Raw genomic sequence first — 24,572 nt, 5'->3', positions numbered from 1 at the left:
CATCCAGGCATCCAGGCATCCAGGCATCCAGGCATCCAGGCATCCAGGCATCCAGGCATCCAGCATGCCCGTCAGCGCCCCATGTCGCCATGAGGTGCGCCTCCTAGTGCCCAGCCGGGCACGAGGCACAAGTGCTCTGGCACTCAATGGGCCTTACACGCGCTGGCTGATGATTCGACCTGCGGCCAGGCGATCCGGGCTTCCGATCCCACGCTCGTCGTACCCGAGCACAACACCCGACCCATTGCCATTAGCCCCGACGCCCTCGGCAGCGGACGCGTCACCAGGCAAAGTCACCACCGCCCCTTGATGAGACACTTGACCCGCGGCCTTGTCTGCCACCAGCGCTGGCCGTTGCGATCGTTGCATCCCGGTCAGGGCGCCCAAATTGTGCGAGACGTCACTGGTCAAGGCAGTCTCGTTGCCCTCGCTCAGGGCCTGCTCCACCACGGCAGCACTGGCCTCCCAGACATTGGTCAACACCGCTCGCAGTCGCTCCATGGCCTCGCGGTCACGGTCGGCCTGCTCCTCAAGTTGGCGGGCCTGTTCCCGCCGAAGTTCGCGTTCACGCGCCAGGTCCATCGGCTGCGCCTTGACGTGTCCCGTCACTCGCTGGGTGGCGGCCTGATTGGCTTGGCTGGCACCTGCAGTGGACGCCGAGCCCACGGTCACGTCGCTTGCCTCATGTGCGGCCGGATCGGTACTGTCCTGTCTGCCGGCCACCACCGGTTGCGGAGGGCGAACGGCGGAAACAGCCTGGACCCCGCCACTGGTGGCGGCCCAGGGCACCGGACGGACAGATGGCATCTGGATCATGGCGGTCTCTCAATGGGCTGCAGGCATACACCCGCGTATACGAACCAGTTTTCGGCACGCCCGCCGGGAACTTGATGACGTTCCTGCCTGCACCGCCCGTGGCCGACCAGCGGTACCCGTCAACGCAGTGCCATAGCTCAGGTCAGCCCTCGCTGGTTGGTGACGCACCAGTACAGCTCAATCTGATCAGCCACCTCCATGAACTTGTTGAAACTGACCGGCTTTTCAATGTACGAATTCACCCCGAGGTCGTAAGCGGCCGCCAGATCACGGTCTTCCCTCGATGACGTGAGCACCACCACCGGAATGCGCCGGTACACGGGATGGTGCTTCAGCCTATCCAGCACCTCCAGTCCATTGACCTTGGGCATGTTGATGTCCAACAGGATGACGGCAGGAACTGGCTCACCCGCGTCCCAGCGCGCAATGTAGGCCAGTGCTTCTTCGCCATCTCGCGCCACCTCGATGGCGTTGATGAAACGCCGCTTGTTGAATGCACGCAGCGTGAGGTCAAGGTCCATGGGGTTGTCTTCGACCAATAGGATGGGAGGCAAAGACGTGCTCATCGCGAAAACTCCATGTAAAAAGTGGCGCCTTGGCCGGGTTGGCTCTCGGCCCAGACCCGGCCACCCATGCGCTGGACGGCCTTGGCCACCAAGGCCAGACCAACGCCTGTGCCGGCGTAGTCCTCAGATCGCTGCAGGCGCTGGAAGATGCCAAAGATGCGGTCGTGGTACTTCATGTCGAAGCCCACGCCCTGGTCACGCACCCACAGCACGTGCCCGCTTTCGGTCTCGGTGGAGCCGATATCGATTATCGGCACCTGACCAGGCTTGGTGAACTTCAGCGCATTGCTTACCAGGTTGCGCAAGGCCACTGCAAGGCCTTCGCGGTCCAGGCGCAAGACCATGGGTGACACACAAACGCTCACGCTGGCGCCAGTGCGCTCAATGTCGGCGCTGTTTTCATCCAGCACTCGGCGGATCAGGGGAATCAGTTCCAGCGGCTGCAGGTCCATGGTGCGGCGCTCCATGCGCGAGTAGTCCAGCAGGTCGGCAATCAGGGCGCCCATCTGCTGCACCCCGTGCCTAACCCGCGCCACATAGGCCTGGCCAGTTTCATCAAGCTGGGGCGCATACTCTTCGGCCAGCAACTGGCTGTAGCCGTCGATCCCTCGCAGCGGAGCCTTCAAATCGTGCGACACGGTGTAAGTGAAGGCCTCCAACTCCCGGTTGGCCAGGCTAAGTTGCTGGGTGCGCTCCTTGACACGAACCTCCAACTCGGCATTGCTGCGCTCCAGTTCACTCTTGGCCTCTTGCAGGGCGGTGATGTCCAGTAAGGTGCCACGCCAGCACCAGCCCCCCCCGGGCAGTGGGTGGTGCTCCAGGCGGGCGCGAAACCAGCGTGCCGGGCCCAGGTCGGGATGGCGACGCAGCGTCAGCGTGTCGCTTTGGCCAGAGCGGTCGATGGCCCTCATGGTCGTCAGTAGGCTGCGCCGGTCGTCAGGGTGAACACAGGCCAGGCAACCAGCCAAGCCTTGCGGCGGCCCCATGGCCAAGTCTCGACCTATGTTGCGATACATCTGGGTCGACCACCAGGTGTCCTGACTTCGGGTGTCGTGAGACCAACTGCCCAGACCGGCCATGACCTCAGCCTGCTCCAGCATGTCTTTCTGCTCACGCAAGGCCTCATTGGCGAGCCGGCGCTCGGTGACGTCTTGCACCGTGGCGAACAAACGGTGCAACGTTCCATCGGGTTTTCGCACGGCACGAACCTCGATCTCTGTGTAGACCACATGGCCGTCGCGGCGAAGGAAACGCTTGGTCATTTGGTAGCCATCGCGCATGCCCGCCTTCACCTGCTCCAGCAGCAAAAGGTTCTGGTCCAGATCGGGCTGAGGGGTCATCTCGCTCCAGGTCATGGTCAGCAGCTGATCGCGCGAGTAACCCAGAATCTCACACAACCGATCGTTCACCTGCAGCCAGCGCCGCGTGTCAGGTGCCGAAATCGCCATGCCAATGAAGGGCAATTCGTAGAACAGCCGCAGCATCTCGGCTTGCTCTCGCTGGGCCAGCTCGGCCATCTTTTGGGCCGTGACATCCAGCAGGATGCCGCTGATGCCCACCACCTCACCGTGCTCATCGCGCCGCAGCGTGGTGCGGTCTTCCACCCAGACCCATTCGCCATTGGCGTTTCGCAGCCGGTATTCCTGGCGATAGTCGTCTGGGCCATGGCGGAAGTAGTGCTCCACCTCGGCGTTGATCCGGTTCACGTCGTCAGCGTGGATCAGGTCCGCATAGCGGATCACGCCATTCATGAGGTCTTGCGGGCGGTAACCCCACTGGCTCACGCCGCGGCTCACGTAGGTCACGGGCCAACCGGGAGCGTTGCGCCATTCGACCACCACGACGGGGGAACGGTCCACAAGATCAGCCAGTTGCCGGATTTGCGCTTGCTGGGATTGAAGCCGAAGCGCCATGCGGTCGGCCTCGGCGGCAATGCGCGCCAACTCGTCACCACCCACCAGGCCTGTGCGGGCATCCAGCTGCCCCTCGCCCATGCGCGCCAGGGTATTCATCAGGCGATTGGCGCGACGAAACCATACCAGGTGCATGACACCGGCCAAACCGGCCACCAGCGCCAGCAGCAGAAGACCGTCTCGAAGGGCCTGGCTGTTGATGGCCGCCTGGCGCTGCGCCAGCGGGTAGCTCAGGTCCATCACCGCCAGCAGGCGGCGGCCGTCAGTCAAGGGTGCAGACCCGAGCAACCAGTCGGCCCCATCGACCCGCCAGACGTCGATGCCCATGGGCGCCTGTGAATGCTCACGCGTACTCATGGCGCGGGCGAGGTCCGGCCAGGCACCGAGCACAAGAGAGATGTCTCGACCAATATCGGATCGGGTCAACGAGGCTTGCACGGCTCCATCGCGGCCCACGAGGTACACCGATCGCATACCGACATAAAGACCCATGCCGCCTACCAGGCGCCGAACCAGTTGGGTTCGGGCGTTGTCGCTCTGCAAACTCAGTCTGCTCTGCTCCACGCTCAGGCGTTCGCGCAGCCGACGCGTTTCCTGCTCCTGCACCGACGCATCCAGTTCTGAAGACTGAATGAGGTAGCTCACTCCCACCGCCAAGAGCGCGAAAACCGCCAGCATCAAAGGCGCCAGCCAACGACCAGGCAAAAACAGCAGCCGGCGTGCCAAGCTCATGGGCCACCTCGACCCAACGCCGCACGAGCGGGCGACGCATCGAACAGGTCATGGAGGGAAGGCGGGGCGTCGACCAATCCAATATCGGCTATCAAATTGGCCACTCGTTGGGCAGACACCAGCAATTCGGGCGGCGTCCCCTCCATCGCCGCCAACGATTGGGCGGGGCTATAGAACTTCAAACCCGAGATGACCTTCAAGTACAGATCCGAAGAAAGATCGGTACCTGGCGCCAGCGAGGCCGCAGCCCCCACCGGATCGAGTTCAAGCAATTCCAATCCGCTCTGCCAGGCCAGAAGCAAGGCTTGAACGGCCTCGGGGCGCTCGTGAAGCACAGCCGCTCGCACCGCCAGCACGTCCAGAATTTCCCCCGGCATCCGGTCACTGGAGAACAGGGGGCGGTAACCTGCATTGGCCAGGATGCCGCTCAATGGCGCATAAGAGACCACCGCCGCCACCCGTCCGCTGCGCAGCAGGTCCTGGTGGAGGCTGGCCTCTTCGTGCAACACCACCACATCGGAGCGGCTCATGCCGGCCGACTGCAACATGCGATCAAGCATGAGCGCGCCCACTGACGTGTCCTCCACCGCGACGGTTTTGCCCCTGAGTTGCTCCACATGCTGGACATTGGGCATGGCCATGACCACATCGGCCCCGTGACTGGCGTCGAGCACGGCCACAACACGCAAGTCCAAGCCACCGTCCCGCAGTCGCAAGACCTCATCCAAGGTAAGTGCCGCGGAGTCGAGCAAGCCGTTCTTGAGGTGACGCTGGGTCTCGCTGGCGGTGGCCAGTTCCACCACCTTGATCAGCTGATGATCGATCTGCTGCCGGTCACGCGCCAAAACCAGTGGGTCGTAACCCACCCAGGCGTTCATGCCAACCGATAGCGGTGGACGCACCGGTTCGCCGCAAGCCGTGAGCAACCAAGCGACCACCAACGCAAGCAACCACGCCAGTGGACGAGCGACCACGGGCTGGGTACTCATACCCTACCCCCGTATGTTTCATCTCCCGATCGCGACAGCATGGAAACATTCTGTCATCTTTACCGGTAGGACTCATGTATGGTTAGCGTCTAGTTCACACTTTTTTATGAACCTTCGTGTAATACCGATACCCAGTATCACATCACGACCCATACCCACCGTCGTCAAGGCGCGGGAATGACCACCGCCAGCGGTAGCCGAACCGAGAAACGCGACCCTTTCCCAGGCTCGGTGCAAACCTGAATGTCGCCCCCGTGGGCTTCAGCGATCTGGCGGCTCAAGGCCAAACCCAGACCTGCTCCCTCGTATTCGCTTCGCAGGTGCAGGCGCTGAAAGGGCTGGAACAACACCGCCACGTGTTCTTCTGAGATGCCGATGCCGTTGTCGCCCACAGTGATGACTGCGTGCCCCTTGGCAACATGGGCCGTCACCGACACCTCTGGCGCTTGGCCGGGCGGCATGAACTTGAGGGCATTGGACAACAGGTTCTGGAACAGCAACGACAAGAGACTAGCGTGCCCCATGACGACAGGCAGGGGGCCAATGGTCAGGACTGCGCCGGTGTCAGACAGGCTCGCCGCGAGTGCACCGCGCAACTCAGCCAGGACCCGATCAAGCGCCACCGGCTCGGGGGGTTCGGTCTCGCCGTTCTGCAACCTCGCGTATCGCACCACGTCATCGAGCAAGGTTCGCATGCGCTGGCCGGCGCGCAGGGCCAGGTTCAGGTAGAGGCGCGCGTCCTCAGGCAGGCCTTGAGCGTGGTCTTCTTCCACTAGACCTACGAACTGCACCATGGTGTTCAGCGGCTCGCGCAGATCGTGCGAGGCGATGCGCACAAACTGCAACAGCCCTTCATTGGCCACTCGTAGGGCCTCGGCGTTGGTCTGCAACTGGGCGTGACTCTGGCGCAGGTCACGCAGCGCCGCTGCCAAGTTCAGGCGGTCGGCGGCAGCCATCTTTTTGAGTTTGTCGTTGGCCTGCTTCAGCCGCAACTGGGTTCGCACCCGGGCCTGAACAATCGCAGGCCGGATGGGCTTGGCGATGAAGTCGGCCGCGCCTCGCTCAAGCCCAGCCTGCTCGAAGTCCTCCTCGGAGTGGCTGGTGACCATGATGACCGGCAGGTCAGCCAGGCTTGTGTCGTGCTTGATGGCATCCAGCACGTCAAAGCCAGACATGCCGGGCATCTGGGCGTCCAGCAGCACGATGTCGGGCAGGCTCTCGCGCATCAAGCGCAGCGCATCTGCACCATGCGTAGCAAAACGCAGCCGGCCCAGGCTGCGCAGGGCCTTCCCCAGCACCTGGATCATGCTGGGGTCATCGTCAACGATGAGAAGAACCGGCTGGGGCGATTCGTCGTCAACCAAGGGACGTGCGGTCACCGGGTTCATGCCGCGGATTGTGCCGCGAGCAGTGCCGCAGCCCCTTGAAAGTCAAGCGCTTGCAGCCGTTGGGCCATCTGGTCCACCACGTTTGCGCCCAAACGCTCACGCAAAGAAGCCTGATGGGCCTCAAACAAAGTGAGCGCATCCAGATCATTTTGTGTCAGCAACTGGACCAAGCGGACAGGTACGTCATCGCTCCAGTCCTGTGCGGGCGTCAAGGGTTGCGGCGAAGGGCTGGCCAACCAGGCCGCACTGGCCTCGCCCAACCGGCGCAGGGCGCTCCTCAGGCTCGCCCACATCGGCGCCATGTCCGCACAAGCCACGTCGTCGCGCAATGCCGCCTCCAGCTGCGCAGAGGCGTCCATCACGGCCAGGGCATCAATCACGCCAGCGGCGCCACGCAGCTTGTGCATGCGCCGGGTGAGCGCGACACGGGCCGGCGTGGAGAGGTGGTCAGGCCAAGGCTCGTCAGCGATGCCGCCAAACTCGGCCAGCAGGCGCCGCAGCGACTGGCGCAGCAAGGCCACGTCAAAGCCCAGGCGGCGTGCGGAGCGTGGCCCGTCAATGCCCGCGATCTCGGGCCATTGGACGGGCGTGGCCGTCTCCTCGCTGACGGAGGCCACCGGCACCGGTTGACCGGTCATTTCCTCGATCACACCGCGAACGGTGCGGACCATGAGGCCGGGGTCCAGCGGCTTGGTGAGGAAGGCGTTCATGCCCGACTCAATGGCGCGGCGGCGCTCTTCGGCCAGGGCCCCGGCTGTCAGGGCGATCACCGGCAGGCCCACTTGCGAGGGCTGCTGGCGCAGCAGCTGGGTGGCCTCCAGGCCGTCCATTTCGGGCATCTGCACGTCCATCAGCACGGCGTCGAACTCTTGTGGCGCCAGCCGCAGAACAGCCAGGGCCTCGCGGCCGTTGCTGGCGGTGGTGACCATGGCGCCCTCGCGTTCCAGAAGGTGGCGCGCGATCTCCAGATTGATGTCGCTGTCGTCCACCACCAACAGCCGCACACCAGGTAGCGACTTGACCAGGCCAGAAGGCGTGCCCATCACCTGCTTGACCCGATCGGTGCCGCCGTGGCGGCTGACCACCCCGTGGTTGACGGCGTTGAACAGCACCGAGGCATTGACCGGCTTGGTCAGGATCGCATCGGCCAGGCGGCGGGGGTCCAGGCGCTGCAGGCGAGCGCGTTCGGCGGCCGTCACCATGAGCGATACCGGCAAATGGCGCGGACCGAGACGCTCGGACAGCTTGCCCAGCGTCTGCAGGCCATCCATGCCTGTGAGCTGCCAGTCCATGAGGATGGCGTCGGGCAGTGACTGGCCCCGCACGAGGCGCCGTTCGATCTCGGCCAGCGCGGCCTCGCCGCTGTCGCAGGTTTGTGCGCGCCAGCCAAAGGCTCGGGCCAGTTCGGTGAGCAACTGGCGGTCGCGGGGCTCATCGTCCACCACCATGACCTCCAACCCGGCACCACGCGCCGCACCACGGCCCAGCTGGGCGCTGCTGGGCAGGGTCAGCGGCACCTCGAAGCTGAACTCGCTGCCCTCTCCCGGCGCGCTCCTCACGGCGAGCTTGCCGCCCATGGCGTCGATGAGGCGACTGACGATGGACAGCCCCAGGCCAGTGCCTCCATAGCGGCGCGTGGTGGACGCGTCGGCCTGCAGGAAGGGAGTGAACACGCGGGCCTGAACCTCGGGTGACATGCCCACCCCGGTGTCGCGCACCACGCCGCGCACGCGCACGGTGTCGCTCGGCTGCGCAGACGAGAAGGGAATGGCGCTCAGGATGACCTGAACCTGGCCTTGCTCGGTGAACTTCAAGGCGTTGCCCACGAGGTTGGTGAGCACCTGACGCAGGCGCAACGCGTCGCCCACCAGCACCTCGGGCAGGGCGGGGTCCAGCTCCACGGACAGCGAGACACCCTTGTCCTCGGCCTGCTGATGGAATAGCGCATCCACGCCGTCGAGCAAGTCCCGCAATACAAGGGGCTCGGCCTCGATCGGCATCTCGCCCGCTTCGATCTTGGCCAAGTCAAGCACGTTGTTGACGATGCCCAGCAATGACTGGCTGGCCATCTGCGACTTGGCCACCAGTTGCTGCTGGCGGTTATTGAGCGGGGTGTCGGCCAGCAGGTGCGTCAAGCCGATGATGGCGTGCAGCGGGGTGCGGATTTCGTGGCTCATGTTGGCCAGGAACTCGCCCTTGGCGCGCGAGGCCGCCTCGGCCGCCTCGGTGGCGCGAACCAGGTCGGTGATGTCCAGACGGAAGCCCACCGTGTGGCCGTCTGGCATGCGGCGCTCCACCACGCGCACCACCCGCCCATCGCCCAGGCGCTGCACGGCTGGCGGGGAATCTGAGAGGTGGCTCTGCACTCGCTCACGCACCCACTCCTCCACTCGGCCCACGGCATCGGGGTACTGGCCACGCTCGGCGCCAGCTCGCGCGATGTCTTCAAACTTGGCCCCGGGCTGAATCACGTCGGCCGCCAGGTGGTAGAGCGCACGGTACTTGTCGTTGCAGAAAACCAGCCGGTCTTGCGGGTCGAACAGCACGAAGGCCTCGTCCACCGCGGTGATGGCGCCGCGCAGCAGCGCCTCGTTGCGTTCGATCTCGCGCTCGGCCTTGCGGCGCTCGGACATGTCGTTGTAGGTGGTGACGAAGCCACCGCCCGGCATGGGGGTGCTGCGCACCTCGATTGGTGTGCCATCGGGACGGATGCGCTCAAAGCGGTTGGTCACAGGCTGACGGGCGTAGGCGCGAATGCGCTCGGCCTGCAACTGTGCCTCCGATCCTTGGCCGTACTCGCCACGCTGCAGGTTGAAATCGATGATCTCATCGTAGGTGGGCGCCCCCTTGGAGAACAGGTCTTCCAGGCCCAGCAGCCGGATGAACTCTGCGTTCCAGGCCACCAGGCGCAAGTCATGGTCAAACGCGCTCAAACCGCAGGGTAGGTTCTCCAGAATGCTTTGCTGCAGGTCGTTGATGCGGCGCATCTCAGCCTCCATGGCATAGCGATCCGTCACGTTCTGCACCGCGCCGTCGATGCGAATCACTACGCCCGAGCTGTCGCGCACCGGCTCGCCGGCCACGCGCACCTGCAGCTCTCGTCCCTGGTCGGTGCGAAAGGGCAGCTCCAGGTCAAAGGGTTCTCCCACCTCTCGGGCCTTGCTCACGGCCTCGTCAAACTGCCAGCGAGCACCACCCAAGTAGAAGGCACGCATGGAGTCCAGGTTGGGCACGAAATCGGGCGCGACCTCATGGATCTCTCGTGCCTCGCGGGTCCAGACCACCTGATTGGTCTGCACGTCGTACTGCCACCCTCCGACTCCGGCCACGCGGCCGGTGCGCGCCAGCAGGGCCTCGCTTTCGGCCAGGCGTTGCTGTGCGGTGTGGGCGGCCGTCACGTCGCGATGGGTGCCGTACATCCATTCCGGCTGGCCATCGGCAGTCCAGGTGGTCACGCGCCCACGGTCCAGCACCCACACCCAGTGACCATCGCGGTGGCGCATGCGCGCCTCGCATTCGTACTGGTCGATCTCGCCGATGAAGTGGCGCTGCAACATGGCGTTGGATTTGGCCAAGTCGTCCGGGTGGACCATGCGGTACCAGGTCTCAATGGACACCGGGCTCAACTCCTCAAGTGTGAGCCCGACTATCTCGGCCCAGCGCTCGTTGAAGCGAGTCTCGCCGGTCTGAACGTTCCACTCCCAGGTCCCAGCGTTGGTGCCCTTGAGGATGTAGTCCAGGCGCTGGCGCTCCTGTGCCAGGTTGGCGGTGCGTTCGCGCACCTCTTCTTCCAGGCGTTCATTGAGCTCAACCACCTGTCGTTGGGCCTCGCGCTCGCGGGTCACGTCGCGCACGATGGCCGATGCACCAGCCACGCGACCGTCATCGGTGCGCAGGGGCGACAAGGTAATGGCCACCTGCACATCGCGCCCGTCGCGGGTGCGGCGCCAGCGCTCCAGGGGATCAGGCGTGGGGTCTTCGTCAAGCGCTCCCAGCGCCTCCAATTCGTCGGCCACCATGCCCTGAGGCACGATGAGCGCGTCGAGCCGGCGCCCCACAGCCTCCTCGGGCTGGTAACCGAACAGTTCACGGGCTCCGCGGTTCCACGAGGTGACCCGACCTTGCCGGTCCAGGCCAATGATGGCGTCGGACGTTTGCTCGACGATGGCCGCCAGCTGCAAGCGCTGGCTGCGGGCGTCAAGGCGGCGCTGCATGCTCACCCAGTAGAGATAGAACATGACCATGGCCACTGCTCCCAGGGCCATCAGCATGGGCAGGGTGCCAAGGGTCGATCGCCAGGCAATGGCTTCAAGTCGGGCCGTTGGCATCACGGCGATGTAGCGCAAGCTGCCAATGGGGGTGTCGGCGTTGGATTGCAGCACCAAGGTGGCCCCCAGCACCGGCCCCTCTGGCCCCCTCCAGGGTTCATCGCTGTCATGCCCTTTATCCGACGCAATCACAAAATCGTCCGTCCAGCGGTAGCGCTTGCCCAGCTGGAGTCCGAATTGCTTGGACGAGTCGGGATGCACGAGGTAGTCTCCGTTGCGATCCGCCACGAACATCGACACCCCATCGGGCAGGGTCCGCGCGATTTCCCGGTTCACCGTCATGCGGCTGCGGTCAACGCTGACGCTCAGCACGCCAAACACGCGGCCCGAACCATCAAGCACCGGCGTGCTGTAGTGCACCAGGGGCTGCGGCGGCATGCGCGGGCCATCGCCTTCGCGCAGTAACTCGGTGTCCGAGACAAACACCTCGCCCGCAGCCACCCGCATGGCCTCACGGAAATGGGGTTCGGAGTCCACCCGCGCCAGCGAATTTTCCGATGCGACCACCGGCGCATCTCCGTGCCGCTCAACCCGCACCAACTCACGCCCACCGGCGGCAGTACCGATCAGACGGGCTTGGAACACCTCAGGGTTGGCCTGCAGGTAGGCGACGAAAAACTGCTCCAGCCGGGAAGCGACCACCGCAGGCGTTGCCCCATCAACCAGCCCACCATTCGATTGGGCGCCGCGAACCATGGCATACACCGGCGGTGACGAAGCGAGAAAAACAACGCTTTTGCGGCGGAACAGGCGACGCGAATTGGTGGCATCCGCCTGACGCTGCACCAAGGTGTCCAGCGTGTCATGGGTCTGGGCGCTGAGGCGGTCCAGCGCCTCATGGTGATCATTGGCCAGGATAGCAGCGCACAGCAGGCCATAGGCGAGAAGTGCCTTCCACGCCAGCGAACTGCGCAGGAATCCCGCCCAATCGGATGCACGCGGGTGCGGTCGCCACGCGCCATGCCCCTCGCGCTCACGCAGCGCATGGCGCTGGCGTGCGATCTGAAGCACCAGCCATGCAACTCCCATGCTGATCGCCACGCCCGCTGCCAACACCCAGCCCAGGTGCAAGTAGGCGACCGCGCGATCAAGGGCCGGCAACGGGCGCGCGTGCATGAGCCAACGCCGCCCTGCCACCCGAAGCTCGCGCACCGCCTCAAGGCGGCCCGGCAAGGCATCGACATTACCCAGGGCCAGTCGGAAAAATGGCTCAGCCTCAGTGGCGTCGGTCAGGGTGAATGCCACTTCTGCCGCCCGCGGCCCCAGTTCGCTCAATAACTCGTCTGCCAACAGGGGGGCATAGGTCCAGCCGATGGTGGCGCGTTCGCGGTCTTCTGGCGTGAGCGAAGACTGTCCCGGGCGATAGACCGGCAGCAGCATGAGGAAACCACGTCGCACCTGACCCGTGGCCTGCACCAAGGTGATGGGTGCGGTGAGTTGCACTTGCGCGCTTTTCACGGCGGCCCTGGCCGCCTCTCGCCGGCTCGTTTCAGAGGCAATGTCCAGTCCGACTGCCCCACGGTTGGGCCCCTCGGGAAACACATACTCAATGACGAAGCGCTCGTCGGTGTGGGGCGTCAGCTGGCGCAACTGGAAACCCGGATTGGCGGCCCGCGCTTTCTCCAGAAAAACCGCTTCTGCATCGAGTGGCACCCGCCGAATGAAGCCGAAGCCACGCGCTCCCGGGAACTCGGCCGCCATCTCGCGGCTGTTCACGTACGTCTCAAACTGCCACCGGGTAATGGCATCGCCGCCGGCAGCCAGCACCGCACCACGCGCACCGCGCAATCCATACTCGTACAAAGACAGCCGCTCTTCGATCCGCTGGCCAATTTCATTGGAGGCGGACTCCAGGCGCTCCGACAGGAGGGCTTCGTTTTGCCGATGCAGCCAGCCAGCCACCGCGAGTGTCAGCGACACCCCGACGCAGGCCACCACCATCGCCAGCCGGCGAGGCGAATCGAGTCCAAATTTCAATCGTGATCCCCTCGGACCCCGCAGGTCCGTCGACACGCGCGCCCGCGCCAGTGGCAGGCGATCGCTTTACCCGGGGCATGCTAGCAGCGCCTGTGCCGAGGCAAGCAGAGAAGAAAGGGGCTGACGCCCCTTAATTCGGGGAGGCGCGCAGATCGCAAGGGCCTTTGAAATCGCCTCACGAGTCCAAGTATCGGACCAGGCCCTTGGCGGTGGCTTTGTCCAGGGGCTTGGTGAGATAGCCCTTGACGCAACTGAATTGCGCGGCTTGTGTCTGATCGGCAGGATCAGACGACGAAGTGAGCAGCAAAACACTCACGCCCTCTCGCTGGGCCGGCGGCAACTGCTCAAAAGCGGTGAGAAAGGCAAAGCCGTTCATCACGGGCATATTGATGTCCAGCAAGATCAGCGAAACCCCGTGGTTGGGGGTTTCACTCAGGTGATGCAGCGCTTGCTCAGCCCGCAAAAAGGGCATCGCATCGTAATTGACGCCGCTGCGCTGGAGCATGAGGCGGGTGAACAACAAATCGTTGTCGTTGTCATCAACCATCATCACGCGGCACGACATGACACTCCCAGAACCACTAAAAAGAGAAAGGCAAACTGTAACGCTTACCCCAGCACCGTGCCGGGCCAGGCTCTGCAAGGGCTTGCGCCATGTCAAAAACCGTGAAATCAGCCCCGCACGGGTGACAGACCCGTGGTAGCGCTGCATCACCCCTTAAGCACCCGGCCAGTAGCATCCCACACCCGGGTGTGGATGGCGATGCCCTGGCCCACGCTCTGTGTCACGGTGCAATAGGCTTCGAAGCTAGCCAGCACCCGGTCCAGGTGCTCCAGGGCCGCGGCGGGCACGCCCAGGTGCAGATCGGCGTCCATGCGCAGCACCCGCAGGCGGTTCTCGGCGTTTCGCCCCACCTCGGCGCGCACCACGCAGCGCAAGGGCTCCGGCGCCTGTTTGAACTTGCGCAGGGCAAACAGCAGCGAATCGCTCAGGCAATTGCCCACGGCCGCGCACAGCAGTTGCACCGGCGACGGCCCCTGCCCACTGCCCAGGGGCGGCGGTTCGTCGCCCACCAGCACCGGCAGATCGGGCGAAAAATGGATATCGAAGCGGTAGTCCTGCTGCTGGCGCAGCTCGATGGTGACGGTGCTTTCGCTCATGAATGGCCTCTCCTGAACATCGGGTAAGCGGCCATCCTAGCGCCTGGCCCATTGGCGGCGGCGTTGCGTTCGCTCAATGCAGGCCCGGCGCCCCTCCCCACAATGGCTTGCATTTGCCCCTTTGCCGCCATGACCCACCCGCACGCCCCCGAGTCCGTGAGCATCGGTCCGCTGCAGTTGCCGGGCACGCTGATCGTGCCGCCGCAGGCCCGGGGTCTGGTGGTGTTCGCCCACGGCAGCGGCAGCAGCCGCCTGAGCCCGCGCAACCAGTTCGTGGCGCAGCGCTTGCAGCGCGAGGGGCTGGCCACCTTGTTGTTTGACTTGCTTACGCCCGAGGAATCGCAAGACCGCGAACGGGTGTTCGACATTCCCTTGCTTGGGCGTCGGCTGGGCGAGGCCATGGCCTGGTGCGACGCCCGCACCGAGCTGCGCCGCCTGCCCATGGGCCTGTTTGGCGCCAGCACCGGCGCGGCGGCGGCCTTGGTGGCCGCGGGGCAGCACCGGGAGCGGGTCACGGCGGTGGTGTCGCGCGGCGGCCGCCCTGACCTGGCGGGGCGGCAATTGCTGCACGTGCAGGCCCCCACCCTGCTGATCGTGGGCGGCGACGACCACGAGGTGCTTGCGCTCAACCGCCAGGCGCTGCAGGCCCTGGGCACCCACGGCCACCTGGCCGTGGTGCCAGGGGCCAGCCATTTGTTCGAGGAGCCCGGCACCCTGGAGCAAGCCGCCGATCTGGCCGCCCGCTGGTTCTCCGATCGGTGGCCGCGCCACGAGGACCGGGTCGCCCTGCCCTTGCACGACCGGCACAGCGCCGGCCGCTTGCTGGGTGAGCGCCTGCGGGCCCTGGTGCTGCCCACGCCTGTGGTGGTGCTGGCCTTGCCGCGCGGCGGCGTGCCGGTGGCCGCCGAGGTGGCGCTGGCCCTGCACGCCCCGCTGGACCTGCTGCTGGTGCGCAAGATCGGCGCGCCCTGGAACCCCGAGTTCGCCGCCGCGGCGGTGGTGGAAGGCGAGCCCCCCGATCTGGTGGTGAACGAAGAGGCCACCGGCGTGGACCCCGCCCATTTGCAACACGGTCTGCAGGAAGCGGTGCGCGAAATCGCGCGGCGGCGGCAGGTGTACCTGGCGGGCCGCTCGCCCCGCAGCCTGACGGGCGCCACCGTGGTGGTGGTGGACGACGGCATTGCCACCGGCACCACCTTGCGCGCGGCCCTCATGGCACTGCGCCGGCGCCACCCGGCCCGGCTGGTGCTGGCCGTGCCCGTGGCCCCGGCCGACACGCTGGCCGCCTTGCGCCCTCAGGTGGACCGCATCGTTTGCCTGGCCACCCCCGAGCCCTTTGAGGCCATCGGCCTGCACTACCGGGACTTTCACCAGCTCAGCGACGACGAGGTGCGCACCGAGCTGGCGCGGGTGCACTGAGGCCCTTGCGGGCCTTGGCGCAGACCGGTCAATGGGGCCGATCCGGGGTATAAACTTCCTCCTTTGCTAGTCAAAATAGATTGGCATGCATGGCTACACAACGCCACGCCAGCCAAGCGCACAGGAGACAAACCCGATGACCCGATGGCGATCGTTCTCGGCCACGCTGGCCGCCCTGCTCTGCCCCGCCCTGGCCTGGGCCCATGGCATTTCCCAGGCCGACAAGCAGCGCATGCTCGACGGCGGCTACCTGCAGTACGTGGAACTGGGCGCGCGCCACATGCTCACCGGGTACGACCACCTGCTGTTCCTGCTGGGCGTGGTGTTTCTGCTGCACCGCTTCATGGACGTGGTGCGCCTGGTCACCGTGTTCACCCTGGGCCACTGCATCACCCTGGTGGGCGCCACGCTGTTGCAGATCACCTGGAACTACTACCTGGTGGACGCGCTGATCGCCATCAGCGTGATCTACAAGGGTTTTGACAACAACGGCGGCTTCCAGAAACACCTGGACCTGACGCCGCCGCCCATTCTGTGGGCGGTGTTCGGCTTTGGCCTGCTGCATGGCTTTGGCCTGTCCACGCGGCTGCAGCAATTGCCGCTGGGCGACGACACCGCCGGCATCGTGGGCCGCATCCTGAGCTTCAACCTGGGCGTGGAGCTGGGGCAGATCGTGGCCCTGGCGGCCATGGTGGCGGGCCTGGCCTTGTGGCGCCACCGCCCCTCATTCGCGCGCTTCAGCCGCCTGGCCAACATGGGCCTGGTGCTGGCCGGTGTCTACCTGCTGTTCGTGCAACTGCACGGCCTGCAGCACGATCTTTACGCCGACGATTTCCGCTTCCCCGAGGCCGAGCACCGGCACGTGCACGAAGACATGGAAATCGAGAACACCACCGACGCCTCGCGCAACAGCCTCTGATGCCATCTGGAAGCACGCCCATGACCGCCCTGCCCCGTCTTCTGCTGTCTCTCGCCCTGGCCCTGGGTGGCCAGGCCGCCCTGGCGCACACCGGCAATTGCCATTTCCACGGCAAGACTGTGGCCAGCGCCACCACCGTGACCGCTTGCGCCGATGAGCGCAAGGCCTCGCTGCTGCAGGCGGGCAAGCTGGAGGCGTCCTGGCAGGCGGTGGCGCCGCCCAGCGTGACGCTGGGCGCGGGGCCCAAGGGCGAGGAGTGGCGCGTGGTTTACGACAACCCCAAGGCCAGCGACCCGGCCAAGCGGCGCCTGTTCCTGTTCTTCACGCCGCAGGGCAACTTCGTGGCGGCCAACCACTCGGGCCAGTGAGGCCCGGGGCGCACCGGCTTCAGGCCTTTTTGCGCACGGCGCCTAGGTAGTCCACCTTGCCCAGCGGCACGCCGCGCGAGCGCAGGATGTCGTAGCCCGTGGCGGCGTGGAAATAGAAGTTGGGCAGCGAGAACGACAGCAGGAAGTTCTCGGCCACGAAGGGCACGGCCACCTCGCCGCGCTGGAAGGTGACGTCGCGGCCCATGAGGCCGTTCACGTCGTCGGGCTGCAGGCGCTCGATCGCCTCCAGCGTGGCCTGCACCTTGGCGCGCAGGCCGGCAAAGTCGGCCGGCCAGGGCGAGCGATCGGGCGAGAAGGTGCCACGGCGCACGCCCTCGATGGCGCCCAGCGAGTGCACGCACACCGAGTTGATCTGGAAGCCCAGCGGGAACATGTCGTCGATCAGGCGCGCCTCGATCAGCGTGGCCGGCGCCACGCCTTGCGCGTCGCAATGGGCCTGGGCCTTGTCGAGGTAGCCCATCACCGCGCGCAGGGTCTGGCGCCAGGCGGGTACGGTGGCGTCATACAAGGAAAAGGACATGGTTTGTCTCCATCAAAAAACGGCCCGTGGGCGCGCCTTTGCCAGCGCCACCGTCAGGGTCGGGTTGGTTAAGCCTTATACATTGCCTAGCAATGTTGTAGCATTCTACGACCGCAATCGCCTTGGAGCCGTGTGATGCCTACCCCCTTTTCTGCCGATCGTCGCCGTTTTTTGTCTTGTTCGCTGCTGGCCATGCCAGCGCTCGCTGCCGGCCCAGCCTTTGCGGCCAGTGACAACGCCCGCGCACTGGATCTGCTGGCGCGGGCCGCCGCGCTCTACCAGCGCCGGGGCGACGCCGCCTTGCCCGCCTTCCAGCGCGGCGGGGCCTTTGACGAGGCCGGGCTGTACGTCTATGTGCTGGGCGCCGATGGGGTGCTCAAGGCCAGTGGCGGGCCGTCCGAGGTGTTCATCGGGCAAGACGTGCGCGGGCACCGCGACCGCGAGGGCGGCGCCTACATCGCCACCGTTCTGGAGCGGGCGCGGGCCGATGCCCCCACCAGCCTGAACTACCGCTGGACCAACCGCCGCACCGGCCAGGACGAGACCAAGACGGTGCACTTCCGCCGCGTGGGCGAGGCGGTGATCGTGGTGAGCCAGATGATCGATCGGGCCACCGCCACCGAGGCGCGGGCCTGGCTAGCGCGCGCGGTGAAGGCACTGGAGCAGCGCGGGCCGGCGGTGCTGGCCGAGTTCAACGACGTGAACGGCGCTTTCGTGCAAGACGACCTGTACGTGTTCGCCATCGGCGCCAACGACATGGTGATGCACGCCCACGGCACGCAGCCGCGCCTGGTGGGCCGCAACGTGACGTACTTGAAAGACGCCAACCGCCACTTCATCGGCCGCGAAATGGTGCGCCGCGCGAAGGTGGGTGAGGTGGTGGAGACGCGCTACGTGTGGCTCAACCCGGTCACCCGGCACAAGGAGCCCAAGACCACCTTCGTGCAGCGGGTGGGCCAGCTCGTGCTGGCCGTGGGGTACTACGGCGCCTGATGTCGCCGGGCCAGCCGCCCGTGCGCGGGGCGGCTGGCGGGTCGATCAGAGGTCTTCGGCCACGCGCAGGCCGATGGAGGTGCTGATCAGCTCGTCGGTCACGCCGCTGCGGGTGGCGTGGCGGGCGGCACCGCTGAGGTTGCGCCACGAGCCACCGCGCATGGTCTTGAGCAGGCAGGGCTCGCCCACCACCGGGCTGCCATCGGTGGGCTTGCCGTCGTAGGTGGGGCGGCGGCAATCGGAGACGCGCTGGAACACATTGCCGGTCATGTCGTGCAGGCCCCAGGGGTTGGGCGGGAAGGCGCCCACGGGCGAGGTGGTGGGCCAGATGTCGGCGCCTTCGTTGCGGAAGGAGTTGTACTTGCCGAAGTCCACCTTGTCGCCCCACCAGTAGTGCGTGGTGGTGCCGGCGCGGGCGGCGTATTCCCACTCGGACTCGCTGGGCACCTTGAAGCGGCGGCCGGTGTGGCGGTTGAGCCAGTCGATGAAGGCCTGCGACTCGCCCATGGTGATGTTGATCACCGGGTAGTTGCCGCGCTTCATGCCGCCGTCGTTCACCAGGGCCCGGCCGGTGGCCTTAGAGTAGGCGTCGAACTGGTCAAAGGTGACCATGTTCTTGGCCATCTTGAAGGACTTGAGCGTCACCGTATGGCGCGGCAGGCCGGGGGCGTCGCCCTCGTCGGCGGGGCTGCCCATCAGGAAGTTGCCGGCCGGCAGGGTCACCATCTCCAGCGAGGCGGCAATGGCCAGGGCGGCCTTCTTCTGCTCGGCCGCGCTCTGGGGCTTGGTCGGCTGGTGCTTCACCAGCGTCACCGGGCCCGAGACGGCCAGGTTCGACTGGGCGGCCTGCTCGATTTCCTTGGCCGTGGGCGGCACGAAGTAGTTGTGCACCGTCTCGTAGTACTCGGCCACCACGCGGATGTCTTCGTCGCTCAGCATCTGGGCGATGGGGCTCATCACCGTGCTGTGGCGCTGGCCATTGCGGAAGTTCTCCAGCGTGACGCGCAGGAAGTCGCGGTGCTGGCCACCGATGATGGGCGTCTCGGGCAGCGAGGCCACGCCGGTCATGCCGTGGCAGTTCTCGCACACCTGCTTGACCACCTTGGGCATCACCATGCCCTCGGGCATGCGCACCGGCAGGGGGCGCACGCCGCCGAAGTGGTCGGCCAGTTCGCGGATGTCCTGGTCGCTCAGGCCGGCCGCGATGGCCTGCATGGTCTCGTTCTTGCGCTGGCCGCTGCGGAACTGGTGCAGCGCGGTGTGGATGTAGTCGGACTGCTGGCGCACCAGCTTGGGCACGTTCACGGGCGGCGTGCCCATCTTCACGCCACCGTCGTGGCAACTGGCGCACAACTGGGCCTTGGCCGGGGCGGCGGGCACGGCGGCGCCCTGGGCGAAGGCGGTGGCCGACAGGCTGGCCACGGCCAGCGCACCCAGCGAGCGGCGAATGGCGCTCAGCAAGGGCGTGGGAATGCTTGGGAGAAACACGGTCTCACCTCTTGTGGGTTGTGACAAAAAAGACGCCACACGGGCCGATGGGCCCATGTGGCGAAACGAACACCCGGTCTGGGCCACCCGGGTGAGCAGCAATGCCCGGTTGCGCAGGGCAACCGGCGAGCCACCTTGGAGCAATCGAATCGAAAGGGCGCGGTCAGGACTTGCCTGGCGTCTGGATGCGGTGTTGTTCGACCTTGGTGTGGAAGCCGCTGACGCGCAACTCGATCGTCACGGGCTTGGTGCCCATGTTCAGCCAGAACCAGCCGTGCTCACCCGTGAGGGGCGCCACGATGGCGCCGCGCCCGGCGGTGTGCTCGCCTTCGGCGTAGCGCACCACGCGCTCTTTCTGGCCCGGCGGCGGCAGGGTGTGGCCGTGGAAGTCCACGTACAGCTCGCCCTCTTTGGCGCCCTTGCTGGTCCACTGGTAGGTGATGACCTGGCCTTCGGCCAGCAGGGTCTTCACCTCCACCTGTTCCTCGGGCTTGAGCACCAGCTTCACGGTGTCGCTGCGCAGGCGGGTTTCAGCGGGGCGGTAGTTGGCCGGGCCCACGGGTTCCACGCCCTTGTCCAGGTCTTCGGCCGCCATCGACGCGGTGCCCGACAGCGCCAGGGCGCCCAGCAGCGGCGCCAGGAAAAAGTGCCGTTCGCCCATCAATCCAGCGCGGCGTCGTTGCCGCCCTTGTCGCCAAAGACCGTGCCGTCTTCAAAGTGGATCTCGCGGATGTAAATCTCGCGCGGCTGCTCCTTGTTCAGGTGCCCCACCACGCGGATCTTCAAACCCGGCGTGACCTTGGAGAAGTCCCAGCCACGGCGGCGCAGCAGGTTGGCCGCGCTGGTCTCCACGCGCCACTCTTCCGTCTGCCCTTGCTCGTTGGTCACCGCCAGCGTGATCTGCCCGTGCGGGTTGCGGAACGACGCGTCCTTCACCACGCCCGTGACGCTGTTGCGCTTGGTGATCTCCCACGCGGCGGGCGAGTGGTGGGCGTGCACGGCCACCGTGCCCAGGGTCAGCGCGGCCACCGCAGCGGCTTGCACCAGTTGGCGAATCAAAAACATGACAGGTCTCCTTGTGTGGAATCGAAAACGGGAAAGCAGGCAGGTGGCTTCGCCAAGAGGCATCAGCCATGAACCAATGGTAGGGCCGCATAACCCCATGGGGCATCGGTATTTATACCAAGATAATTAGCTATAGTTGCTAGGCAATTTAAGCAGGGGCGAAAAAATGGCCACAGCGAACGGAGCGGCCTTGGCCGGCGTGCGCCGCGGCGGCGGTGGGTTCAGGCGGTCATGCCTGGGGCGGCGACTGAAAGCGCCACGACACCAGGGCCGGGCTGTTCGCACTGGCGGGCGCCACCTGCAAGGCGGCGATGCGCCAGCCGGCGTCCAGGGCGAGCTGGCGCAGCACAAAGGCGTCGGCCATGGAAGCCACGCCGGCCACCGCCGCGCCCTCGGCCTGCGCCTGGGCCAGCCGTGCGGCGGCCCAATCGGGCGCCAGGCGGGCGGGCAAGGCGTGCACCGGCTCGCCCAAGCGGGCCAGACGCTGCACCGCCTGAAGCGCCACCGGGCGCCGGGCGTCCACCCACCAGTGCACGGGCTCAGGCGAGGCCGGGGTTTGGGGCAAGGCCGAGGCGCTGGCGTGCGCCGGGCCGGCCAGCCAGCCGCCGGTGGCGGCGCTGGCGGCGGCCAGGCCGAGGAACTGGCGGCGGTCGCTCATGGTTTGGCCCCCGAGGCCGTCTGCGCCGCGCGAGGGCGCTGCAGCCAGTCAACGATGCGGCCCAGTTCGGCGTCGGTGAGTTCGGTGCGGCGCAGCGGCAGCATGGCGTTCAGGCCATGGCGCACCACGTACTGCACGTAGGCGCGGTCCAGGTCGTCGCGCGCTTCCAGCACGGCGCGGTCTTTGCCCACGCGGCGGGCCAGCGCGGTGGTGCCGGCACGGCCGGGGCCGGCGCCGTGGCAGTAGATGCAGTGCACGCCATACAACTGGCGGCCTTCGGCCTGGGCGGGCGTGAGGTTCTCAGGCACCGGGGCGGCCACTGGCGCGGCCGGGGCGGCGGCTGCCGCCGGGGCCGGGCCATCGGCCTGGGCGCTGGTGGCGAGCAGGCCCAGCGAAAGGACGACCAGGGTGGCCGCGCGGTTCAGCAAGCGGGCGTTCATGCACGGCCCCCTTTCATGGCCTTGGGCCAGATGCCTTGTTTGCCGGGTGCCAGGATGCCTTGCGGGTCCAGCGCATCCTTGATGCGCTCGCTCAGGCGGCGCAGCGCGTGCTGGTTGAAGCCTTGCGCCTGCTGCACCTGGTCCATGAAGGCCACGTGGGCGCGGTACAGGCCATAGCCCTTGGTGCCCAGGTGCTGGTGGGCCTCCAGGAACAGGCGCCCGGCGGCCTCGGCCTGCTGGCGGTTGTCGGCGTCGAACATGATGGGCGTGACGCAGGCCATGTAGCGCGGCGAGGTAATCGAGTAGGTGGCGGGGAAGTCAAAGCCGTGGCGCTCGAACAGCTCGCGCATGAACTGGTACTCGGCCATGGCCACGGCCCCGCTGGGCTCGTACACCGGCGAGAAATCGAGGTGCGAGCCGCGCCCGCCTGGCCAGTTGAGCGTGGAGAACGCGCCCAGGCTGGGCACGCCGGCCTGCGTGCCGGCGCTGTCGGGCACTTTGTCGCCGGCCGACTTGCGCACCGATAGCGCCTCGGCGCCGGGCACGCTGCCCAGGGCCTTGCGCACCACCTTGAGGTTGGCCTCCACCACCTCTTCGTAACCGTAGAGCGAGAAGCCAGTGCTCCACCACGACAGGTTGCGCTGCTGCAGGATCTGCGGCACCAGTTCGCGCGGAATGGCGCCGGGGCCGTCGTGCACCTCTTTCTTGGCGGCCTGGCCCAGCAGCATGCCGATCCAGCTTCGCACGCTGGCCGGGTTCTGGATGGTGCCGTTCAGGCGCAGCGGGCGCAGGGCGTCGATCATGGGGCCCAGGGCGTCTTCGCGCTGCAGGCGGATGTTGCACTGCGCGAACACCTCGGGCTCGGGCATGAGCCAGATGCCCATCTTGGTGACGATGCCCAGGTTGGACTGCATGAACATGCCGTCGAAGGTGGGGCCGAAGGGGTTTTTCTGCAGGCCCCACAGCGGGCTGTTCTCGATGGCGCCCATGCCGGTGCGCACCAGGTCGCCGGTGGGCAGCACCACTTCCATGCCGCACTGTTGCGCGGCGTGGTCGCTGTAGGGCGTGTTGCCCAGGCCGCGCTCCATGGCGTTGCCCAGCACGCTGGCCCAGCCTGGCGAGGGGCAGTCGATCCACAGCTTCAGGCCCTTGGCCTTGATGTGGCGGTACAGGTCAAAGTAGGTGACGCCGGGCTCGACGATGGCGTAGCCGTATTGCTCATTGACCTCAAGAATGCGGTTCATGCGCTTGAGGTCGAGCACGATGGTGCCCTTCAGCGCGGGCGAGGCGCCGCCGTAGGCGTAGTTCTTGCCCGTGGACACCGGCCACAGCGGCAGGCGGTAGCGGTTGGCCACCTTCACCACGGCCTGCACCTCTTGCACGGTGGCGGGGGCCACCGCGGCCGACAGGTCCACGCGGCGCGCGTCGCCCGGGAACATGGGGTCGCGCCAGGCCTGGCGGTCGTCTTCTTCGGTGAACACCCAGTCGGCGCCCACGATGGAGCGCAACTCGGCCACCGCACGCGTGAAATCGCGCGCACTGAGCTTTGGGGGGAGTGTCATGGCCTGGGCTTATTGGGTGAGGATCCAGCCGGCCAGCAGGTCGGCCTCGGCGTCGGTCACTTTGTTGGCGGGCATCACCGAGCTCTCGGCCGGGCCCCACACCCCGGCGCTGCCGCGCAGGATCTTGTCCTTGAGGTAAGCGCGGGCGTCGGCCTGGCCCTGGTACTTGGCCTTGATGTCCACCACGTAGGGGCCGATGCGCTTGAAGTCGGCCTTGGTGACGCTGTGGCAGGCGAAGCAGATCTTGTTGGCGAACAGGGCGTCGGCCTCGGTCTGGGCCTGGGCGGCCGCGGCGGCGCCGAAGAGGGCAGCGAAGGTGGCGAGTCGGAAGAGGTTCATCGCGTCGCTCCCGGTCAGGCGGCTTGCAGCAGCAACTGGGCGAAGCCCACCGGGTCGTCCACCATGGGCAGGTGCCCCTTCTCCACCGAGACGGTGTTCCAGCCCGGCTGGCCCTTGACGCGGTTGAAGTGCTTGAGCTCGTAGTCGCGGCCACGCGCGAACTGCGCCAGCATGATGTAGGTCTTCTTGGGCACGCGCTCCACCGCGCCGGTGAGCTTGAGCTTCTGCACGATGGCGCCCAGCGGGTGCGGGGTGTGCAGCTCGTCGATGCGCGCCCACTCTTTCTGCGGCAGGGCATAGAAAGCCGCTGGCGGGTTGGGCAGGCCCAGCTCGCCCTTGGCCAGGCGGGCGTCGATGTCGGCGTGCGAGCGCTGGCTCAGGTAGTCCTGGATGGAGGCGCCGTTTTCGTGCACGTAGGCGTTCACGAAGATCACCGAGGCCAGCTTGTCCAGCACCTTCTCGGCCACGCCGCTGACCACGCCACCGGTGAAGGAGTGACCCACCAGCACCACGTTGCTCAGCTCTTCCCACTTGATGAGGTTCACCACGTCTTGCACGTGGGTGTCCATGTTCACGTCGGGGCGCAGCAGGTGGGCGCGCTCGGCCAGGCCGGTGAGCGTGGGGGTGTAGACCACATGGCCTTGCGCGCGCAGCCAGTCGGCGGTCTTGGTGTAGATCCAGCTGCCGGCCCAGGCGGGGGGCAGCAGCACAAAGGTTTTTTTGGCGCCAGCGGCGGGCTGGGCCTGGGCCGGCGTGCTCACCAGCGGGGCGGCCACGGCGGCCAGGGCGGCACCCACCAGGCCACGGCGGCGGGACACGTTGACGGGGGAAACAGGGGCTTGGCTCATGGGGATGCTCTCAAACAGAAAGCCACGCCCCGGGTGAGGCGCGGCTGGTCAACACAGGCGGG

21 protein-coding genes and 1 pseudogene are annotated in these 24,572 nt (G+C 66.5%); 5 read left to right on the top strand and 17 right to left on the bottom strand.

Going from position 1 to position 24,572, the window contains the following annotated elements; genetic code table 11:
* Window positions 1-153: 153 nt before the first annotated feature.
* The 8 genes from ACE3RQ_RS03170 to ACE3RQ_RS03135 all read right to left on the bottom strand — a co-directional run bounded on the left by ACE3RQ_RS03170 (window position 154) and on the right by ACE3RQ_RS03135 (window position 13,870).
* Complete coding sequence (locus tag ACE3RQ_RS03170; protein ID WP_374519845.1) at window positions 154-816, bottom strand: hypothetical protein; 663 nt, start codon at window positions 814-816, stop codon at window positions 154-156.
* Between the two features lie 137 nt (window positions 817-953).
* Complete coding sequence (locus ACE3RQ_RS03165) at window positions 954-1,382, bottom strand: response regulator (protein WP_374519843.1); 429 nt, start codon at window positions 1,380-1,382, stop codon at window positions 954-956.
* A complete protein-coding gene (locus ACE3RQ_RS03160; RefSeq protein WP_374519841.1) occupies window positions 1,379-4,027 on the bottom strand; it encodes a PAS domain S-box protein in 2,649 nt (882 codons plus the stop codon). Before ACE3RQ_RS03160 ends, ACE3RQ_RS03165 begins: the two co-directional genes overlap by 4 nt.
* On the bottom strand, window positions 4,024-5,016 hold the full coding sequence (locus ACE3RQ_RS03155; RefSeq protein ID WP_374519839.1) for an ABC transporter substrate-binding protein: 993 nt from the start codon (window positions 5,014-5,016) through the stop codon (window positions 4,024-4,026). Before ACE3RQ_RS03155 ends, ACE3RQ_RS03160 begins: the two co-directional genes overlap by 4 nt.
* A gap of 164 nt (window positions 5,017-5,180) precedes the next feature.
* Window positions 5,181-6,404, bottom strand: a complete 1,224-nt coding sequence (locus tag ACE3RQ_RS03150; protein ID WP_374519837.1) for an ATP-binding protein — start codon at window positions 6,402-6,404, stop codon at window positions 5,181-5,183.
* Window positions 6,401-12,709 carry a PAS-domain containing protein gene (locus ACE3RQ_RS03145; RefSeq protein WP_374519836.1) on the bottom strand — a complete coding sequence of 2,103 codons (6,309 nt, stop codon included), beginning with the start codon at window positions 12,707-12,709 and terminating at the stop codon, window positions 6,401-6,403. Before ACE3RQ_RS03145 ends, ACE3RQ_RS03150 begins: the two co-directional genes overlap by 4 nt.
* 175 nt (window positions 12,710-12,884) lie before the next feature.
* The gene (locus ACE3RQ_RS03140) at window positions 12,885-13,421 is read right to left on the bottom strand and encodes a two-component system response regulator (protein WP_374519834.1); all 537 of its coding nucleotides are present in this window, start codon (window positions 13,419-13,421) and stop codon (window positions 12,885-12,887) included.
* On the bottom strand, window positions 13,421-13,870 hold the full coding sequence (locus tag ACE3RQ_RS03135; protein WP_374519832.1) for an OsmC family protein: 450 nt from the start codon (window positions 13,868-13,870) through the stop codon (window positions 13,421-13,423). The genes ACE3RQ_RS03140 and ACE3RQ_RS03135 overlap by 1 nt, the downstream gene beginning before the upstream one ends.
* A 129-nt stretch (window positions 13,871-13,999) precedes the next feature.
* Here ACE3RQ_RS03135 and ACE3RQ_RS03130 point away from each other — a divergent pair.
* The 4 genes and pseudogenes from ACE3RQ_RS03130 to ACE3RQ_RS03115 form a co-directional block, all read left to right on the top strand.
* Window positions 14,000-14,620: pseudogene (locus ACE3RQ_RS03130) on the top strand (dienelactone hydrolase family protein); the annotation flags it as partial.
* 96 nt (window positions 14,621-14,716) lie between these two features.
* Complete coding sequence (locus ACE3RQ_RS03125) at window positions 14,717-15,289, top strand: phosphoribosyltransferase (protein WP_374520508.1); 573 nt, start codon at window positions 14,717-14,719, stop codon at window positions 15,287-15,289.
* Window positions 15,290-15,425: 136 nt separating this feature from the next.
* On the top strand, window positions 15,426-16,208 hold the full coding sequence (locus tag ACE3RQ_RS03120) for a HupE/UreJ family protein (RefSeq protein ID WP_374519830.1): 783 nt from the start codon (window positions 15,426-15,428) through the stop codon (window positions 16,206-16,208).
* A gap of 20 nt (window positions 16,209-16,228) precedes the next feature.
* Window positions 16,229-16,576 (top strand): DUF6488 family protein, encoded by a 348-nt coding sequence (locus tag ACE3RQ_RS03115; protein ID WP_374519828.1) that lies wholly within the window; start codon window positions 16,229-16,231, stop codon window positions 16,574-16,576.
* A gap of 19 nt (window positions 16,577-16,595) precedes the next feature.
* Here the strand turns inward: ACE3RQ_RS03115 and ACE3RQ_RS03110 are convergent, their stop codons facing one another.
* Window positions 16,596-17,117, bottom strand: coding sequence for a DUF1993 family protein (locus ACE3RQ_RS03110; RefSeq protein ID WP_374519826.1), 522 nt, complete (start codon window positions 17,115-17,117; stop codon window positions 16,596-16,598).
* 135 nt (window positions 17,118-17,252) lie between these two features.
* Here ACE3RQ_RS03110 and ACE3RQ_RS03105 point away from each other — a divergent pair, with 135 nt between their 5' ends.
* Complete coding sequence (locus tag ACE3RQ_RS03105) at window positions 17,253-18,110, top strand: cache domain-containing protein (RefSeq protein ID WP_374519824.1); 858 nt, start codon at window positions 17,253-17,255, stop codon at window positions 18,108-18,110.
* 45 nt (window positions 18,111-18,155) lie between these two features.
* Here the strand turns inward: ACE3RQ_RS03105 and ACE3RQ_RS03100 are convergent, their stop codons facing one another.
* The 8 genes from ACE3RQ_RS03100 to ACE3RQ_RS03065 all read right to left on the bottom strand — a co-directional run bounded on the left by ACE3RQ_RS03100 (window position 18,156) and on the right by ACE3RQ_RS03065 (window position 24,510).
* Window positions 18,156-19,598: an SUMF1/EgtB/PvdO family nonheme iron enzyme gene (locus ACE3RQ_RS03100; RefSeq protein ID WP_374519822.1), complete on the bottom strand. Its 1,443-nt coding sequence runs from the start codon at window positions 19,596-19,598 to the stop codon at window positions 18,156-18,158.
* 163 nt (window positions 19,599-19,761) lie between these two features.
* Window positions 19,762-20,259 (bottom strand): hypothetical protein, encoded by a 498-nt coding sequence (locus tag ACE3RQ_RS03095; protein WP_374519820.1) that lies wholly within the window; start codon window positions 20,257-20,259, stop codon window positions 19,762-19,764.
* On the bottom strand, window positions 20,259-20,663 hold the full coding sequence (locus ACE3RQ_RS03090; protein WP_374519818.1) for a DUF6152 family protein: 405 nt from the start codon (window positions 20,661-20,663) through the stop codon (window positions 20,259-20,261). Before ACE3RQ_RS03090 ends, ACE3RQ_RS03095 begins: the two co-directional genes overlap by 1 nt.
* 229 nt (window positions 20,664-20,892) lie before the next feature.
* Window positions 20,893-21,321: a hypothetical protein gene (locus ACE3RQ_RS03085; RefSeq protein WP_374519816.1), complete on the bottom strand. Its 429-nt coding sequence runs from the start codon at window positions 21,319-21,321 to the stop codon at window positions 20,893-20,895.
* Window positions 21,318-21,761: a cytochrome c gene (locus ACE3RQ_RS03080; protein ID WP_374519814.1), complete on the bottom strand. Its 444-nt coding sequence runs from the start codon at window positions 21,759-21,761 to the stop codon at window positions 21,318-21,320. The genes ACE3RQ_RS03085 and ACE3RQ_RS03080 overlap by 4 nt, the downstream gene beginning before the upstream one ends.
* Window positions 21,758-23,323, bottom strand: a complete 1,566-nt coding sequence (locus ACE3RQ_RS03075; protein ID WP_374519812.1) for an FAD-binding oxidoreductase — start codon at window positions 23,321-23,323, stop codon at window positions 21,758-21,760. The genes ACE3RQ_RS03080 and ACE3RQ_RS03075 overlap by 4 nt, the downstream gene beginning before the upstream one ends.
* A 9-nt stretch (window positions 23,324-23,332) precedes the next feature.
* A complete protein-coding gene (locus ACE3RQ_RS03070; RefSeq protein ID WP_374519810.1) occupies window positions 23,333-23,662 on the bottom strand; it encodes a c-type cytochrome in 330 nt (109 codons plus the stop codon).
* A 14-nt stretch (window positions 23,663-23,676) separates the two neighbouring features.
* On the bottom strand, window positions 23,677-24,510 hold the full coding sequence (locus ACE3RQ_RS03065; RefSeq protein ID WP_374519808.1) for an alpha/beta fold hydrolase: 834 nt from the start codon (window positions 24,508-24,510) through the stop codon (window positions 23,677-23,679).
* Between the last annotated feature and the right edge of the window lie 62 nt (window positions 24,511-24,572).

This window comes from Hydrogenophaga sp. (genome assembly GCF_041913525.1).
Lineage (GTDB): Bacteria > Pseudomonadota > Gammaproteobacteria > Burkholderiales > Burkholderiaceae_C > Hydrogenophaga.
This window is presented reverse-complemented; position numbering and strand designations above follow the sequence as displayed.

Excerpts from the sequence above, each read along its gene's own strand:
- ACE3RQ_RS03120 (WP_374519830.1), top strand. The coding sequence starts at position 15,426 with ATGACCCGATGGCGATCGTTCTCGGCCACGCTGGCCGCCCTGCTCTGC.
- ACE3RQ_RS03075 (WP_374519812.1), bottom strand. The coding sequence starts at position 23,323 with ATGACACTCCCCCCAAAGCTCAGTGCGCGCGATTTCACGCGTGCGGTG.
- ACE3RQ_RS03155 (WP_374519839.1), bottom strand. The coding sequence starts at position 5,016 with ATGAGTACCCAGCCCGTGGTCGCTCGTCCACTGGCGTGGTTGCTTGCG.
- ACE3RQ_RS03115 (WP_374519828.1), top strand. The coding sequence starts at position 16,229 with ATGACCGCCCTGCCCCGTCTTCTGCTGTCTCTCGCCCTGGCCCTGGGT.
- ACE3RQ_RS03080 (WP_374519814.1), bottom strand. The coding sequence starts at position 21,761 with ATGAACGCCCGCTTGCTGAACCGCGCGGCCACCCTGGTCGTCCTTTCG.
- ACE3RQ_RS03110 (WP_374519826.1), bottom strand. The coding sequence starts at position 17,117 with ATGTCCTTTTCCTTGTATGACGCCACCGTACCCGCCTGGCGCCAGACC.
- ACE3RQ_RS03070 (WP_374519810.1), bottom strand. The coding sequence starts at position 23,662 with ATGAACCTCTTCCGACTCGCCACCTTCGCTGCCCTCTTCGGCGCCGCC.
- ACE3RQ_RS03090 (WP_374519818.1), bottom strand. The coding sequence starts at position 20,663 with ATGTTTTTGATTCGCCAACTGGTGCAAGCCGCTGCGGTGGCCGCGCTG.
- ACE3RQ_RS03140 (WP_374519834.1), bottom strand. The coding sequence starts at position 13,421 with ATGCAGCGCTACCACGGGTCTGTCACCCGTGCGGGGCTGATTTCACGG.
- ACE3RQ_RS03105 (WP_374519824.1), top strand. The coding sequence starts at position 17,253 with ATGCCTACCCCCTTTTCTGCCGATCGTCGCCGTTTTTTGTCTTGTTCG.
- ACE3RQ_RS03160 (WP_374519841.1), bottom strand. The coding sequence starts at position 4,027 with ATGAGCTTGGCACGCCGGCTGCTGTTTTTGCCTGGTCGTTGGCTGGCG.
- ACE3RQ_RS03170 (WP_374519845.1), bottom strand. The coding sequence starts at position 816 with ATGATCCAGATGCCATCTGTCCGTCCGGTGCCCTGGGCCGCCACCAGT.
- ACE3RQ_RS03135 (WP_374519832.1), bottom strand. The coding sequence starts at position 13,870 with ATGAGCGAAAGCACCGTCACCATCGAGCTGCGCCAGCAGCAGGACTAC.
- ACE3RQ_RS03065 (WP_374519808.1), bottom strand. The coding sequence starts at position 24,510 with ATGAGCCAAGCCCCTGTTTCCCCCGTCAACGTGTCCCGCCGCCGTGGC.
- ACE3RQ_RS03095 (WP_374519820.1), bottom strand. The coding sequence starts at position 20,259 with ATGGGCGAACGGCACTTTTTCCTGGCGCCGCTGCTGGGCGCCCTGGCG.
- ACE3RQ_RS03165 (WP_374519843.1), bottom strand. The coding sequence starts at position 1,382 with ATGAGCACGTCTTTGCCTCCCATCCTATTGGTCGAAGACAACCCCATG.
- ACE3RQ_RS03085 (WP_374519816.1), bottom strand. The coding sequence starts at position 21,321 with ATGAGCGACCGCCGCCAGTTCCTCGGCCTGGCCGCCGCCAGCGCCGCC.
- ACE3RQ_RS03150 (WP_374519837.1), bottom strand. The coding sequence starts at position 6,404 with ATGAACCCGGTGACCGCACGTCCCTTGGTTGACGACGAATCGCCCCAG.